The 15526-nt window shown below is 61.4% G+C and carries 15 protein-coding genes; 12 read left to right on the forward strand and 3 right to left on the reverse strand.

Annotated elements, in window-relative coordinates; translation table 11 throughout:
• Positions 1-151: 151 nt before the first annotated feature.
• Together DQ397_RS16690 and DQ397_RS16695 are read right to left on the reverse strand one after the other, a co-directional pair.
• Positions 152-1372 carry a CaiB/BaiF CoA-transferase family protein gene (locus DQ397_RS16690; RefSeq protein WP_043207788.1) on the reverse strand — a complete coding sequence of 407 codons (1221 nt, stop codon included), beginning with the start codon at positions 1370-1372 and terminating at the stop codon, positions 152-154.
• A 14-nt stretch (positions 1373-1386) separates the two neighbouring features.
• Complete coding sequence (locus DQ397_RS16695; RefSeq protein ID WP_043207786.1) at positions 1387-2568, reverse strand: acyl-CoA dehydrogenase; 1182 nt, start codon at positions 2566-2568, stop codon at positions 1387-1389.
• Between the two features lie 163 nt (positions 2569-2731).
• Between DQ397_RS16695 and DQ397_RS16700 the strand changes: the two genes are divergently transcribed.
• From DQ397_RS16700 to DQ397_RS16745, 10 genes are all read left to right on the forward strand, one after another.
• Positions 2732-3649: a LysR family transcriptional regulator gene (locus DQ397_RS16700; RefSeq protein ID WP_043207782.1), complete on the forward strand. Its 918-nt coding sequence runs from the start codon at positions 2732-2734 to the stop codon at positions 3647-3649.
• Between the two features lie 419 nt (positions 3650-4068).
• Complete coding sequence (locus DQ397_RS16705; protein ID WP_043207780.1) at positions 4069-5190, forward strand: Re/Si-specific NAD(P)(+) transhydrogenase subunit alpha; 1122 nt, start codon at positions 4069-4071, stop codon at positions 5188-5190.
• Positions 5191-5201: 11 nt separating this feature from the next.
• A complete protein-coding gene (locus tag DQ397_RS16710) occupies positions 5202-5516 on the forward strand; it encodes an NAD(P) transhydrogenase subunit alpha (RefSeq protein WP_023631272.1) in 315 nt (104 codons plus the stop codon).
• Between the two features lie 2 nt (positions 5517-5518).
• Complete coding sequence (locus DQ397_RS16715; protein ID WP_043207776.1) at positions 5519-6955, forward strand: NAD(P)(+) transhydrogenase (Re/Si-specific) subunit beta; 1437 nt, start codon at positions 5519-5521, stop codon at positions 6953-6955.
• Between the two features lie 204 nt (positions 6956-7159).
• Positions 7160-8653 carry an acetyl-CoA hydrolase/transferase family protein gene (locus DQ397_RS16720; protein WP_043207773.1) on the forward strand — a complete coding sequence of 498 codons (1494 nt, stop codon included), beginning with the start codon at positions 7160-7162 and terminating at the stop codon, positions 8651-8653.
• A 377-nt stretch (positions 8654-9030) separates the two neighbouring features.
• The gene (locus DQ397_RS16725; RefSeq protein WP_043207772.1) at positions 9031-9246 is read left to right on the forward strand and encodes a DUF1127 domain-containing protein; all 216 of its coding nucleotides are present in this window, start codon (positions 9031-9033) and stop codon (positions 9244-9246) included.
• Between the two features lie 294 nt (positions 9247-9540).
• Complete coding sequence (locus DQ397_RS16730) at positions 9541-9858, forward strand: DUF2388 domain-containing protein (RefSeq protein ID WP_043207771.1); 318 nt, start codon at positions 9541-9543, stop codon at positions 9856-9858.
• Between the two features lie 168 nt (positions 9859-10026).
• A complete protein-coding gene (locus DQ397_RS16735) occupies positions 10027-10320 on the forward strand; it encodes a DUF2388 domain-containing protein (protein ID WP_043207769.1) in 294 nt (97 codons plus the stop codon).
• Positions 10321-10356: 36 nt separating this feature from the next.
• A complete protein-coding gene (locus DQ397_RS16740; RefSeq protein ID WP_043207767.1) occupies positions 10357-10677 on the forward strand; it encodes a DUF2388 domain-containing protein in 321 nt (106 codons plus the stop codon).
• On the forward strand, positions 10674-12632 hold the full coding sequence (locus tag DQ397_RS16745; RefSeq protein ID WP_148921587.1) for a DUF4105 domain-containing protein: 1959 nt from the start codon (positions 10674-10676) through the stop codon (positions 12630-12632). The genes DQ397_RS16740 and DQ397_RS16745 overlap by 4 nt, the downstream gene beginning before the upstream one ends.
• A gap of 33 nt (positions 12633-12665) precedes the next feature.
• Here the strand turns inward: DQ397_RS16745 and DQ397_RS16750 are convergent, their stop codons facing one another.
• Positions 12666-13067 carry a GFA family protein gene (locus DQ397_RS16750; RefSeq protein ID WP_043207766.1) on the reverse strand — a complete coding sequence of 134 codons (402 nt, stop codon included), beginning with the start codon at positions 13065-13067 and terminating at the stop codon, positions 12666-12668.
• A gap of 269 nt (positions 13068-13336) precedes the next feature.
• Here DQ397_RS16750 and DQ397_RS16755 point away from each other — a divergent pair, with 269 nt between their 5' ends.
• Together DQ397_RS16755 and DQ397_RS16760 are read left to right on the forward strand one after the other, a co-directional pair.
• Positions 13337-14644 (forward strand): CitMHS family transporter, encoded by a 1308-nt coding sequence (locus DQ397_RS16755; protein WP_043207764.1) that lies wholly within the window; start codon positions 13337-13339, stop codon positions 14642-14644.
• A gap of 69 nt (positions 14645-14713) precedes the next feature.
• The gene (locus DQ397_RS16760; protein WP_043207762.1) at positions 14714-15484 is read left to right on the forward strand and encodes a TerC family protein; all 771 of its coding nucleotides are present in this window, start codon (positions 14714-14716) and stop codon (positions 15482-15484) included.
• The last annotated feature ends 42 nt before the right edge of the window (positions 15485-15526 follow it).

A 15526-nucleotide genomic window follows, 5' to 3' on the forward strand; every position in this document is an offset into this window, starting at 1 on the left:
TTTCGACTGCGTCGGAAGTGGGGCGCATTATAAGGGGATTCGAAACCCCGTCAACACTTATTTTCAAAAAACCTTAATCCGGCTGAAAAGCAAAGCGGGGAGGCCTGACGGCCTCCCCGCTTCTCTATATATAGAGAGGGTAGGGAGAACTTCATAGCACTCCGGCGCTTCTCAAACGCAGCACCGCTTCGATATCCATACCCAACACCTCCTCCAACACAGCGTTAGTATGCTCACCGAGCAATGGCGGCGCCTGACGATACTCGACCGGCGTCTCGGACAACCGAATGGGACTGGCCACCTGCGGTACGCTACCCGCTAGCGGGTGAGCAATATCGAGCGCCAAACCACGCGCCAGCACCTGGGGATCCTGGAACATCTGCGCCAGGTCGTTGATCGGTCCGCAAGGCACGCCTGCCTTTTCCAACTCACTGACCCATTCAGCCGTGGTCTTGAACACCGTGGCCTGGCGAATCAACGGAATCAGCTCGGCACGATGGGCCACACGCTGTTTGTTGGTGGCAAACCTCGGGTCGTCTGCCCACTGTGGCTGACCAGCCACTTCGGCAAACTTACGGAACTGCCCATCGTTGCCCACGGTGAGAATGAAGTTGCCATCCGCCGTCGGGAAATCCTGGTAAGGCACGATATTAGGGTGTGCATTGCCCAACCGCCGTGGCGGGGTGCCCGTAGTCAGGTAGTTCATCGCCTGGTTGGCCAGGCAGGCCACTTGAACATCCAGCAACGCCATGTCCACGTGCTGACCGACGCCGGTCTGATCGCGATAGGCGAGGGCAGCCAGGATCGCCACTGTCGAATACAACCCCGTCAGGATGTCGGTCAAGGCGACCCCCACCTTGATCGGTCCCGCGCCTTCTTCACCTTCCGGGCGGCCGGTCAGGCTCATCAGCCCGCCCAACCCTTGGATCATGAAGTCATATCCGGCGCGCTTGGCATAAGGACCAGTCTGACCGAAACCGGTGATCGAGCAATAGATGAGCTTGGGATTGACCGCCTTCAGGCTCGCATAGTCCAGCCCATAGGCCGCCAAGCCGCCCACCTTGAAGTTCTCGATGACGATGTCGGACTTCGCCGCCAGCTCACGCACCAGGCGTTGGCCTTCAGGCTGGGTGAAGTCAATGGTAACCGACCGCTTGTTTCGGTTGGCCGACAGGTAATAGGCCGCTTCGCTGGTGTTCTCACCCTGGGCGTCCTTTAGGAAGGGCGGCCCCCAGGAACGGGTATCGTCCCCTGTGCCTGGGCGCTCGACCTTGATCACATCAGCCCCAAGGTCGGCAAGGATCTGACCGGACCAAGGGCCCGCCAGCACGCGCGAAAGATCCAGCACCCGCAGATGTGATAGCGCACCCATGGCCAGCTCCTTTATCAATAGAACGCCTGGATTCCAGTCTGGGCACGACCCAGGATCAGCGCGTGCACATCGTGGGTACCTTCATAGGTGTTGACCACCTCGAGGTTGACCAGATGGCGGGCCACACCGAACTCGTCGGAAATACCGTTGCCACCGAGCATGTCACGCGCCATACGGGCGATGTCCAAGGCCTTGCCGCACGAGTTGCGCTTCATGATGGAGGTGATCTCCACCGCTGCGGTACCCTCGTCCTTCATCCGCCCCAAGCGCAGGCAGCCCTGCAACGCCAGGGTGATCTCGGTCTGCATGTCGGCCAGCTTCTTCTGGATCAGCTGGTTGGCAGCCAACGGACGGCCAAACTGCTTGCGGTCCAACGTGTATTGGCGAGCGGTGTGCCAGCAGGCCTCGGCTGCCCCCAGGGCGCCCCAGGAGATGCCATAGCGGGCGGAATTCAGACAGGTGAACGGGCCTTTCAGACCGCGCACTTCAGGGAACATGTTCTCTTCCGGCACGAACACGTTGTCCATGACGATCTCGCCGGTGATCGAGGCCCGCAGGCCGACTTTGCCGTGAATTGCCGGCGCGCTCAGGCCTTCCCAGCCCTTTTCAAGAATGAAGCCGCGGATGTCGCCGGCATCGTCCTTGGCCCATACCACGAAGACATCGGCGATCGGGCTGTTGGTGATCCACATCTTGCTGCCGGTGAGACGGTAGCCGCCATCGACCTTGCGCGCGCGGGTGATCATCGAACCCGGATCGGAGCCGTGGTTCGGCTCGGTCAGGCCGAAGCAGCCGATCCACTCACCGGCGGCGAGCTTGGGCAGGTACTTTTGTTTCTGTGCCTCACTGCCGAACTCGTTGATCGGCACCATCACCAGCGACGACTGAACACTCATCATCGAGCGATAGCCAGAGTCGATGCGCTCCACCTCACGGGCAATCAGGCCATAGCACACGTAGTTCAAGCCGCTGCCGCCGTATTCGACCGGGATAGTGGCGCCGAGCAGGCCGACTTCGCCCATCTCGCGGAAGATCGCAGGATCGGTCTGCTCGTGGCGGAAGGCCTCCAGCACACGGGGCGCCAGCTTGTCCTGGGCGAACTGATACGCGCTGTCACGGACCATGCGCTCTTCTTCAGTGAGCTGCTGGTCCAGCAGCAGCGGGTCGATCCAGTTGAAGCTTGCTTTACCGGCCATGAGCGAATACCTCGAAATAGAGAAGCTGAGTTTCTTGTGCCTTGATCCTAGGCCCGATCGGCCGTCTGGACAAACGAGGATTGCGCACCGTTTAGTGATATTTTCTCACTTCGAAAAACTGAAAAATCCTAGATTCAACGGCTGACAAGTGAGGTTGACGTACATGCGCCGCAAGATTCCCAGCACCACGGCATTGGTCTGCTTCGAGGCGGCGGCACGCCACGAGAGCTTCACCAAGGCCGCTCAGGAATTGGCCCTCACCCAGGGTGCCGTTTGTCGGCAAATCGGTGGCTTGGAGGCTTTTCTGAATGTGGAACTGTTCCGCCGCTCTCGCCGCGGGGTGAAGTTGACCGAGGCGGGCTTGTCTTATAGTCGCCAGGTCGCGGCGCAGCTCGATGCGGTCGAGCGCGATACCTTGTCGGTAATGCGTCAGCAGGGTGCGAACGTGATCGAGCTGGCCGTGGTGCCGACTTTCGGCACGCAATGGCTGCTGCCGCGCCTGAAGGACTTTCAGGAGCGTCACCCGGACGTCACGGTGAACCTCACCAATCGCACGCGACCGTTCCTGTTCGCCGATACCGCCTTCGATGCCGCCATTTATTTCGGCGACGGGGACTGGTCCGGCACCCAATCCCATCGATTGATGGGCGAAAACCCCGTGCCGGTGTGCAGCCCGGCGCTACTGGAGGGGCAGGGCAGCCTGGAGCCGCGACGCATCGCCGAGTTACCACTGCTGCAACAGACCACCCGACCCTACGCCTGGCGGCAATGGTTTGGGCATCTGGACATGAATGTTGAGCGCGACATGACAGGCCCGCGCTATGAGCTATTCTCAATGCTCGCCCAAGCCGCCATGCACGAGATGGGCATCGCCCTGATTCCGCCGTTCCTGATCCAGCGTGAGCTGGAGGAGGGCAGGCTGGTCATCGCGAACCGCCACGCTCTGGCCAGTGCCAAGGCCTATTACCTGATGATTCCAGACCGCAAGGTGGAATCGGCATCGCTGCGCGCTTTCCGCGATTGGCTGGTGCAACAGGCCGACCACTACACCGCGACCCATCGTGACGCCACGAAAACCTGACCCTGTAGTTAATTATTTTAAACACCTACAGATATAAGGATTTGTCGCCAATTAGAAAACTGTTCAGGTTGCATTAAAAATGCCTTCAAACCGTGCAACCACGCGGCTTTCAGAGCTTATTTGCGACATCCACGAACGCATCCGCGAAACGCCTACAAAAAATTGCAGTTTTTACCTTAATCTCCGAATACCCTGTGTTTGACGGGCCGCTTTCGGCTTGTTGCGACATACGGTCACAGGGTGACTTGTAGTTTTGGCTTCGTATCGCTTCAGAACCGGTTGAAGCCCTTTCGGTTCGTCTGCAAAATGCTCGACCCGCCCCGGAACCGGCGGGTTCATGCTGAACGGCCGCACCAGACGCACCACCCGAAGTGCGCTGGCTTCAACAAAGACAAAAGGTCACCGCAGGAGAATAAGTCGTGCACATTGGTGTTCCTCTCGAGACGCAGACGGGCGAAACGCGGGTCGCCGCCACCCCGGAAACCATCAAGAAGCTGGTTGGCCAGGGTCATCAGGTCACCGTCCAACGGGGGGCAGGGCTCAATGCCAGCATTCCGGACAGTGCCTATGAGGCCGCAGGCGCTTCCTTGGGCAATGCCGCCGATGCCTTCGGCGCGCAATTGGTGCTCAAGGTCGTCGCACCCAGTGATCAGGAGCTTGCGCAGATCAACAGCGGCACGCTGCTGGTGGGCATGCTCAACCCGTTCAACAACGACATGATCGCCAAGATGGCCGAACGCGGTATCACCGCCTTCGCCCTCGAGGCTGCGCCACGCACTTCCCGTGCCCAGAGCCTCGACGTGTTGTCATCCCAGGCCAACATTGCCGGGTACAAGGCCGTGTTGCTGGCGGCCCATTACTATCCGCGCTTCATGCCGATGCTGATGACTGCTGCCGGTACGGTAAAGGCGGCTCGAGTGCTGATTCTTGGCGCCGGCGTCGCGGGCCTTCAGGCCATTGCCACAGCCAAGCGTCTCGGTGCGGTGATCGAGGCGTCGGACGTACGCCCGGCCGTGAAGGAGCAGATTGAGTCCTTGGGCGCCAAGTTCATCGATGTGCCCTACGAGACCGATGAGGAGCGCGAATGCGCCGAAGGTGTCGGTGGCTACGCCCGTCCCATGCCAGCCAGCTGGATGCAACGCCAGGCCCAGGCCGTGCACGAACGCGCCAAGCAGGCCGATATCGTCATCACCACCGCGCTGATTCCCGGGCGCAAGGCACCGACACTGCTCAGCGCCGAAACCGTCGCGCAGATGAAGCCCGGTGCCGTGGTCATCGACCTGGCCGCCGCCCAAGGCGGTAACTGCCCGCTGACCGTAGCGGATCAGGTGGTAATGGCAGAGGGCGTTACCATCGTCGGCCCGACCAACCTGCCAGCCCAGGTCGCTGCCGATGCCTCGGCGCTGTACGCACGCAATCTGCTGGACTTCATGAAGCTGCTGTTCGACAAGGACGGCGCGCTGGTGATCAACCTCGAAGACGACATCGTCGCCGCGTGCCTGATGTGCCGCGACGGCCAGGTCGTGCGCAAGAACGGTTAAGGAGCACGACAATGGAAGACATGCTGATTTCCCATGGCATCTACAACCTGATCATCTTCGTGCTGGCCATCTATGTGGGATACCACGTGGTCTGGAACGTCACCCCGGCGCTGCACACCCCGCTGATGGCCGTCACCAACGCCATCTCCGCGATCGTCATCGTGGGCGCCATGCTGGCCGCCGCGCTGACCGTGACCCCGGCAGGCAAGGTCATGGGTACCCTGGCCGTGGCCCTGGCGGCGGTCAATGTGTTCGGTGGCTTCCTGGTCACCCGTCGCATGCTGGAGATGTTCAAGAAGAAAACCAAGAACGAGGGGCAGAAGTAAGCATGAGCATGAATCTGGTAACGCTTCTCTACCTGGTCGCCTCCGTCTGCTTCATCCAGGCGCTCAAGGGCCTGTCGCACCCGACCACTTCGCGCCGGGGTAACCTGTTCGGCATGATCGGCATGGGGATCGCGATCCTCACCACGGTCGGCCTTATCTACAAGCTGGGTGCAGAGCTGGCGACTGCTGGCATCGGCTACGTGATCGTCGGCCTGTTGATCGGCGGCAGCGCCGGTTCGATCATGGCCAAGCGCGTCGAGATGACCAAGATGCCGGAGCTGGTGGCCTTCATGCACAGCATGATCGGTCTGGCAGCGGTGTTCATCGCCATAGCCGCGGTGCTCGAGCCGCAGTCGCTGGGCATCGTCGCCAGCATCAGCGACCCGATCCCCACCGGTAACCGCCTGGAGCTGTTCCTCGGTGCGGCCATCGGTGCGATCACCTTCTCCGGCTCAGTCATCGCCTTCGGCAAGCTGTCAGGCAAGTACAAATTCCGCCTGTTCCAAGGCGCACCGGTACAGTTCACCGGGCAGCACAAGCTGAACTTGATCCTGGGCCTGGCCACCATTGCCTTGGGCCTGCTGTTCACCTTCACTGGCCATTACAGTGCCTTCACCCTGATGCTCGCCTTGGCGTTCATCATGGGCGTGCTGATCATTATTCCGATCGGTGGTGCCGACATGCCGGTGGTGGTGTCCATGCTCAACAGCTATTCGGGCTGGGCAGCGGCCGGTATCGGCTTCTCGCTGAACAACTCGATGCTGATCATTGCCGGCTCCCTGGTCGGCTCCAGCGGTGCGATCCTCTCGTACATCATGTGCAAGGCGATGAACCGTTCGTTCTTCAACGTCATCCTCGGCGGCTTCGGCGCCGATGCCGATGCCGGCGCCAGCGCAGGCTCCCAGGAGCAGCGTCCGGTGAAGTCCGGATCGGCCGACGACGCGACCTTCCTGCTGAGCAACGCCGACAGCGTGATCATCGTGCCTGGTTACGGCCTGGCAGTGGCCCGCGCCCAACACGCGCTCAAGGAACTGACCGAGAAGCTGACCCATAACGGCGTGACCGTTAAGTACGCGATCCACCCAGTGGCGGGGCGCATGCCTGGGCACATGAACGTGCTGCTGGCCGAAGCCGAGGTGCCGTACGACCAGGTCTTCGAGATGGAAGACATCAACGCCGAGTTCGGCCAGGCCGATGTGGTGCTGGTGCTGGGCGCCAACGACGTGGTCAACCCAGCAGCGAAGAACGACCCCAAGTCGCCGATCGCCGGCATGCCGATCCTCGAGGCGTTCAAGGCCAAGACCATCATCGTCAACAAGCGCTCCATGGCCAGCGGCTACGCAGGCCTGGACAACGAGCTGTTCTACCTGGACAAGACCATGATGGTGTTCGGGGATGCCAAGAAGGTGATCGAGGACATGGTCAAGGCCGTGGAATGATCGCCAGACTCACCTGCACTTATATATAGAAGCGCAGGCAATCCCCTAAAACCCCCGGGTGTCCTGCTCGGGGGTTTTTCGTTTGCATGATCCAGATCAACGGCTCTAAATCCAGCCTTCGCCTACGACCATGGTCGCGGGACGGCAACGGGCGAAATCTCTAGACTGCGCTCCAGTAGCTTCAGTAGCCCGAGATAACAATCCATGTACCGTGATCGTATCCGCTTGTCCTCCCTGCACAGCAAGGTAATGAGTGCGGCTGATGCCGCTGGCCTGATCCAGGACGGCATGACCGTCGGCATGAGCGGCTTCACCCGCGCCGGCGAAGCCAAGGCCGTGCCGCATGCCCTGGCCGAACGTGCCAAGCAGTCGCCCCTGAAGATCAGCCTGATGACTGGCGCCAGCCTGGGCAACGACCTGGACAAGCAGCTGACCGAGGCCGGCGTGCTCGCCCGCCGCATGCCGTTCCAAGTGGACAGCACCCTGCGCAAGGCCATCAACGACGGCCAGGTGATGTTCATCGACCAGCACCTGTCGGAAACCGTCGAGCAGCTGCGCAACCAGCAGCTCAAGCTGCCGGACATCGCGGTCATCGAGGCCGTGGCGATCACCGAGCAAGGCCACATCGTTCCAACCACGTCCGTAGGTAACTCGGCCAGCTTCGCGATCTTCGCCAAGCAGGTGATCGTCGAGATCAACCTGTCGCACAACGCCAACCTCGAAGGCTTGCACGACATCTATATCCCGACCTACCGCCCGACTCGCACCCCTATTCCGCTGGTTAAAGTCGATGACCGCATCGGCAGCACCGCAATCCCGATCGACCCGGCCAAAATCGTCGGCATCGTGATCAGCGACCAACCCGACTCGCCGTCCACCGTGCTGCCGCCGGACGACGAAACCCAGGCCATCGCCGACCACCTGATCGACTTCTTCAAGCGTGAAGTGGATGCCGGCCGCATGACCAACAAGCTCGGCCCACTGCAGGCCGGCATCGGCAGCATCGCCAACGCGGTCATGTGCGGTCTGATCGAGTCGCCGTTCGAAGACCTGACCATGTACTCCGAAGTGCTGCAGGACTCGACCTTCGATCTGATCGACGCCGGCAAGCTGCGCTTTGCCTCGGGCAGCTCGATCACCCTGTCGACCCGCCGCAACGCCGATGTGTTCGGCAACCTGGAGCGCTACAAGGACAAGCTCGTCCTGCGTCCACAGGAAATTTCCAACCACCCCGAAGTGGTGCGTCGCCTGGGCATCATCGGTATCAACACCGCGTTGGAATTCGACATCTATGGCAACGTCAACTCCACCCACGTCTGCGGCACCAAGATGATGAATGGCATTGGCGGCTCCGGCGATTTCGCCCGCAACGCCCATCTGGCCGTATTCGTCACCAAGTCGATCGCCAAAGGCGGCGCGATCTCCAGCGTAGTGCCGATGGTCAGCCATGTGGACCACACCGAGCATGACGTGGACATTCTCGTCACCGAGCAAGGCCTGGCTGACCTGCGCGGCCTGGCCCCGCGCGAGCGCGCACGGGCGATCATCGATAACTGCGTGCACCCGGACTACCGCGCCGCGCTGAACGACTACTTCGACCGCGCCTGCCAGCGTGGCGGCCACACCCCGCACATTCTGCGCGAGGCGTTGAGCTGGCACGAAAACCTGGAAGAAAGCGGTCGCATGCTCGCCAGCTGATCCAGCACAGCCTGCCTGGACCTGTCGCGGGAGCAGCCCCATCCTCACCTCTGTGGGGGGGTGGGCTGCTCCCGCGATTGCATTCGGACCTACACAGTCTGTTGGCTTGTCCGCCTTTTACTCAGAAAAACTGTACTACTGTACTGGTAAAAACGTCGATTTTGTGTCGGCACGAAATCGGAGCGCGCTGTTTTTGCACCAAACAAGTGCGCACCGGTACAGTTTCGCCAATTTCAGGTGCAACAGTCGGCTTAGACAGTTAACTGAGTGATCGCAATACTGGTGAACTGTATCTACTGTTCTGGACGACGGAGGAGGATCATTGGCATCAGTTAAATCACTACCTAATGCCGCCATAAGCGGAAGGATGACACATCATGGAACGTACCCTCAGTTCCGATCTGGTTTTCGAAAACAACGCTCAAGCCTCCAACGCTTCGCTGCCTCTGCGCGCCCTGTCGACCTTGCTGCTGTGGCAGCGTCGTATCAGCAGCCGTCGTCAGCTGGCTCGCCTGGACGGTCGTCTGCTGGCTGACGCCGGTATCACCGAGTCCCAGCGTTACGAAGAGCTGAGCAAGCCGTTCTGGCGCTAAGCCCGGGCTCGCTGGCCTCGGCCGGCGCCCTAGAATTTCAAAAGCCCGTCGTGGGAAACCGCGACGGGCTTTTTGTTTGCAGGGCTCTAGTGCGCGTACCACAGCGCAAACCAGCACAGTTTTGATTAGCAGATAATTGACCAATACAGTTGCGCACGAAGCCCGTCCAGTTAACCTCTGCACCGCCGCCGCGTGATACGCTTCGTTCAGCCGCTTGGTTGAAAGCATCGCGAGCGATCAAACGTGCGGCAGATAACCAGAATCACCCAGACCCTTACGCAGGAGTCCACGACCATGTCCCGTAAACACCTCATCGGCGCCGCCCTGTTGCTGGCCCTGGCCGGCACCGCCAACGCCACCAGCTTCGTCGTCACCACCGACACGGTCGTGCGCGGCGTAGCCGCCTCCACCGACGCTACCTCCGATCTCTCTTCGTCGTTCCGTGACAGCAAGATCGTCCAGGCTGCCCGCGACGATGCCGCGACCTTCGTCGGCAGCGAAGGCGCAATCCGCGGCGCCAAGCTTGAAAGCGCGTTCATCCATATCCGCCAGCAGCTGCCAAGCCTGCAGGCAAGCGACGCGCAACTGGCCCAGGCCATCCTCGCGCTCTGACACTGCTTACCGAGCGCGGGTAAGCCCCAAGAAGCTGCCAAGTGCCAGTGGAAGGGGCTTTACCCGCGAGAGGGCTGCACATCGGCCCCATTCAAACCGGACACACTGGCCTTGGCCGACGTATCCGGGGTAGCCTTCGCCGTTCACCTCCGTCGCCTTCAGAACTCCATGCGTTATTCGTTGCCGTTACTGTTCGCCCTTATCGGCGTGGGAAGCGCCCATGCCATGGATGTCACCACCCAGAGCCTGGTCGCCAGCAGTTACGTCACCAGCAAGGTGACCTCCGCGCCGTTCGACCGCAAGCTGGTCATCCAGGCCCGCGACGACGCCGCAGCCTTCGTGGCCACCGACGGCCAGATCCGCGGAGCACGCCTGCAGGCGGCACTCGATTCGCTGCGTCATGCCCATGCGTACCATTGTGTCGGTGACCGTGAACTGGCCGAGGCAATTCTCGTCCAATAAACATGTCTGACTCCTTGTATCTTCCGGAGATGCTCCATGCGTAAACCGCTGATCGCCGCTGCCCTCGGCATGCTGCTGCTGGCCGACCTGGCCCAGGCACAAACCCTGGTGGCCACCAGCAATATCATCGTCCGTGCCTTTGGCCGTTCGATCGATTTCACCTCTGACACCACGACGTCCATCCGCGACTCCAAAGTGGTGCAACAAGCCCACGATGACGCCGCCAGTTTCGTCGCCAGCAATGGCGAGATCCGCGGCGCTCAACTGGAGGCCGCCTTCGACACCCTTCGCCAGCGCGTCCCAGAAGCACGCGATGCCAGCGACCAGGTTCTGGCCGAAGCCATCCTCGCTCTGTGAACCACGTGCGTGCCTGGCTGCTGGGCTGCGTCCTGACGCTGCTCGGCACGCCCGCCCTGGCTGGCCTGCAGCTCGAGCTGCAGGTCAGTGGCCTCGACCCACAGCAGCAGCAGGCCTCCCAAGCCCTGCTCGACGAGGCCATGGGCAAGCTTCCCCCCCGCTTCAAGCAACAGCTGGATCGACGCATCCAGGTCAGCTGGAGCGAGCGTATGCCTACCGACGCCTATGGACAGGCGTCGCCGGTCGCGACGCTTGAGCTCAACCGTCGCCTGCTGCCCAGCCTCACCGATGGCAGCGCGGCCAAAAAGCAGACCGACCGTCCTCACGGCACGGTCCGGCAGGAGCTGCTGGCGACCGTGCTTCACGAGCTGACACACATTTACGACCGCGCCCGCCTGTGGCCTGAAGCCGAACGCCAGCTGATCACCCGCTGCAAGCGCCAGCAGGACACCTTGGGCAAGATCGGCCTGCCTGAGCAGTGCCGAGGCCAGGCTGAAAGGCGCTTTACCCTGAGCGACGACCCGCGCCTGCTCGATTTGGCCGGATGGCCGCAATATGTCGGCCGTCGCGGCGATCGCGAGCAACACAATGGCCAGCTGGCCCGCAGCCCTGACAGCTATGAATTGAGCAGCCCCAAGGAGTTCGTTGCGGTCAACATGGAGTACTTCCTCCTCGACCCGAGCTACGCCTGCCGCCGCCCCGCCCTGAATCAGTACCTGCGCGACCACTTCGGCTGGGCCCCACAGCAGAACACTTGCGTCAGCGGTCTGCCATTTCTCAATGCCGGGACCGATTTCGCCCGCCAGCCTCTGGGCGAAATCGACCCGCAGCGAGTCTATGAAGTCGATTACCTACTGGCCGAAGCCAACCAGAACTGGGTGAGCCGTTGGGGCCACAGCATGTTGCGCCTGGTGATCTGCGCCCCAGGCAGGCCTCGTGGCCCAGACTGCCGGCTGGATCTGGACCAACACTTGGTGCTGTCGTACCGGGCATTCGTCAATGACGTGCAGTTGTCCAGCTGGGACGGCCTGACCGGTGCCTACCCTTCGCGATTGTTCGTGCTGCCACTGAGCCAGGTGATCGACGAGTACACCAAGACCGAACTGCGCAGCCTGGCGTCGATCCCGCTCAAGCTCAGCCGTCAAGAGGTTGAAAGCCTGGTGCGCCAGGCTGCGGAGATTCACTGGAGCTATGACGGCAACTATTACTTCCTGTCCAACAATTGTGCGGTCGAGTCCCTGAAACTGCTGCGCAGCGGCACTGGCAATCCACGGCTGAACGATCTGGACAGCATCATGCCCAACGGCCTTCTGGAAGTACTCAAAGGGCGAGGGCTGGCCGATACCAGGGTCCTGGATGACCCACGTGAGGCCCTGCGCCTGGGCTATCGCTTCGACTCCTACCGCGAGCGCTACCAGGCCATGTTCGATGTGCTGAAGAAGCAGCTGCCGATCAAGCAGAACAAAGTCGAAGACTGGCTGGCCCTGGATGCCAAGGACCGCAGTACCTGGTTCCAGCAGGCAGACCTGCGCACCAGCGCCGCGTTGCTGCTGCTCGAACAGGCCAGCCTTCGCCGCCAGCTGCTGCTGGCCCAGGACGAGGTCAAACAGCGCTACCTGAACGCCACCGCCCTCAAGGACGGCAGTATCTCCAAGGCCAACGACACCTTGCAGAAAATGCTCGCCAACAGCGGCTTCCTCAGCCGCCCGGCGGAGTTGCTGGAAAACAAGGGCTACGGCTTGCCCCAGCCAGAAGAACGCAAGCAGCTCGAGAAGATCAGCAGCGAGCGCCAGGCCCAATTGTTGCGCCTGAGCACCGACCTGGACAAAGAAGTTAGGGCATTGCTCGAGCCTTCACGGGCCCAGGAGATCGCGGCGGTAGAGGCCAATGTGAAGCAGATCGGCGTGCATCTGCGGGAATTGCACAAAGCCGCCGGCGGTTTGCAGCTTCCCTGATACCGCTCAGGTTGGTGGGGCTGTTTCCGGCCTTCAAAGGCTCTCCTGCGCCTCTCCAGGCAAATCCTCATCCAGATGCAACCAAGGCAACCGGCTGCTGGTCCAGATGTGCCGATTGGCACGTACGCGCTCCGGGTGGTCCAGGGTCGCCACCGTCACGTCGATGCTTGCGGGGCTGTGTAGCGTCAGCAACGCCACATGAGCCCCGCAGTTGGTGCAAAAGTAACGGCTGCAACTGGCCGGAGCGACATAACAGCCCGGCGTGCCCGTCAACCATCTGAAATCGTCACGAGGCAAGGTCAGCCAGGTCACCACCAGACCTCCGCTGACCCGCCGGCAGATCGAGCAGTGGCAATGGGCGACATCTGTAAGATCGCCTTGCAACCGATAGCGCAGGGCGCCGCAATGGCAGCCACCTTCCATTACATCGGTCATCGGCACTACCTCCTGTCGCCTGGTTTCAGCCGAAAGCTGGCTGAAAGCTTCCGCCAATAGGATAGCCCCACCACCGGCAGCAGACCGGTCAGCCAGGGCACCCGGAAGTTTCCGCGCCCGGCCCAATCAACAACAACAATGGTGATACCCGATGTTTTCCTGTGCCCGCCTGTTCGCTATACCTCTCCGGCTACTCCCCGCGCAGCGCCTGACGCGCTGACCCGCCCGAATCGACTTTCCTTTCGCAGCGCACCGCCTGGAGTACCGCCATGCTGACCTTCCTCGGCTTCGCCATGGTCATTTCGTTCATGTACCTGATCATGACCAAGCGCCTGTCGGCCTTGATCGCCCTGATCCTGGTACCGATCCTGTTCGCCCTGTTCGGCGGCTTCTACAGCCACATCGGCCCCATGATGCTCGAAGGCATCAGCAAGCTCGCGCCCACCGGCGTCATGCTGATGTTCGCCATTCTCTACTTCGCTCTGATGATCGACTCCGGCCTGTTCGACCCGGCCGTGCGCAAGATCCTCAAACTGGTCAAAGGTGACCCGCTCAAAGTGTCGGTCGGCACCGCGGCGCTGGCTCTGGTGGTCTCGCTCGACGGCGACGGCGCCACCACCTACATGATCTGCTGCGCCGCCATGCTGCCGCTCTACAGCCGCCTGGGGATGAGCCCGCGGATCATGGCCGGCCTGATCATCCTCGCTGGCGGCGTGATGAACATGACCCCGTGGGGCGGCCCCACCGCGCGTGCCGCCAGCGCCCTGCATGTCGACCCGTCCGACATCTTCGTGCCGATGATCCCGGCCATGGCGTTCGGCGTGGTGGCGATCCTCGCCATCGCTTACCTCTACGGCAAGCGCGAACGGGCTCGCCTGGGCGAACTGCACCTGCCCACCGACGACATCGACCACAGCGAAATCACCGTTTCGCAGTTTCCGGAAGCCCGTCGACCGAAGCTGATCTGGTTCAACGGCGCCCTGACCGCTGCGCTGATGGTCGCCCTGATCGCCGGCGCCTTGCCGCTGCCGGTGCTGTTCATGATCGCCTTCAGCATCGCGATGATCGTCAACTACCCATGCCTGCAACAGCAAAAAGACCGCATCGCTGCCCACGCCGGCAGCGTGCTGGCCGTGACCGGGCTGATTTTCGCCGCCGGTATCTTCACCGGCATCCTCTCCGGCACCGGCATGGTCGAGGCCATGTCCAAGAGTCTGCTGGCGGTGATTCCCGACGCACTCGGGCCGTACCTGGCGGTGATCACGGCGATCGTCAGCATGCCGTTCACCTTCTTCATGTCCAACGACGCCTTCTATTACGGGGTTCTCCCGGTACTCTCCGAAGCGGCCAGCCACTATGGCATCACTCCGGTGGAAATGGCCCGCGCGTCGATCGTCGGACAGCCGGTACACCTGCTGAGCCCCTTGGTACCCTCTACCTACCTGCTGGTGGCCCTGGCGGGTATCGAATTCGGCGATCATCAGCGCTTCACGCTCAAGTGGGCAGTGCTCGTGTGCCTGTGCATAATGCTCGCCGCGCTGCTCATGGGGATTTTCCCGCTGTTCAGCAGTCTGTAAGAAACGCGCACTATTCAACCGCGATGCACCCGCTTGGGTGCGTCGCCCTTATCGTTCAAAGGAAAACACATGGAATGGCTGACCAGCCCGGAAATCTGGGTTGCCTTTTTTACTCTTACGGCGCTTGAGATCGTTCTCGGTATCGACAACATCATCATGATCTCGATCCTGGTCAGCCGCATGCCCAAGCACATGCAGCCGCGCACACGGATCTTCGGCCTGGCCCTGGCCATGGTCACCCGCATCATGCTGCTGCTGTCGATCACCTGGGTGATGCGCCTGACCGACGACCTGTTCGTCATCTTCGAGCAGGGCATCTCGGGGCGTGACCTGATTCTGTTCTTCGGTGGCCTGTTCCTGCTCTGGAAGAGCTCCCAGGAGATCTACCACGGCCTCGAAGGCGAGGACGAAAACGCAGAAGAGCCCAAGGGCGCAGGCGGCAAGTTCTTCTACACCATTATCCAGATCGCCATCATCGATATCGTGTTCTCGCTGGACTCGGTGATCACTGCCGTGGGCATGGTCTCCCACGTACCGGTGATGATCGCCGCGATCATCGTTGCCGTGCTGGTGATGATGCTCTGTGCAGGCACCATCAGCGAGTTCATCGACAAACACCCGTCGCTGAAGATGCTGGCCCTGTCGTTCCTGATCGTGGTCGGTACCGTGCTGATTGCCGAATCCTTCGACGTGCATGTGCCAAAAGGCTACGTCTACTTCGCCATGGCGTTCTCCCTGGCGGTCGAGGCGATCAACATCCGCATGCGCACCGCCTTGGCACGAAAGCAGGGCAAGGAGCATGAGCCGGTGAAACTGCGCAAGGACATTCCGGGTCAATAAGATCAGGAAGCGCAAGAAAGAAAGGGCCCTTCGGGGTCCTTT

The organism is Pseudomonas sp. CK-NBRI-02, assembly GCF_008124495.1.
Taxonomy (GTDB): Bacteria; Pseudomonadota; Gammaproteobacteria; order Pseudomonadales; family Pseudomonadaceae; genus Aquipseudomonas; species Aquipseudomonas guariconensis.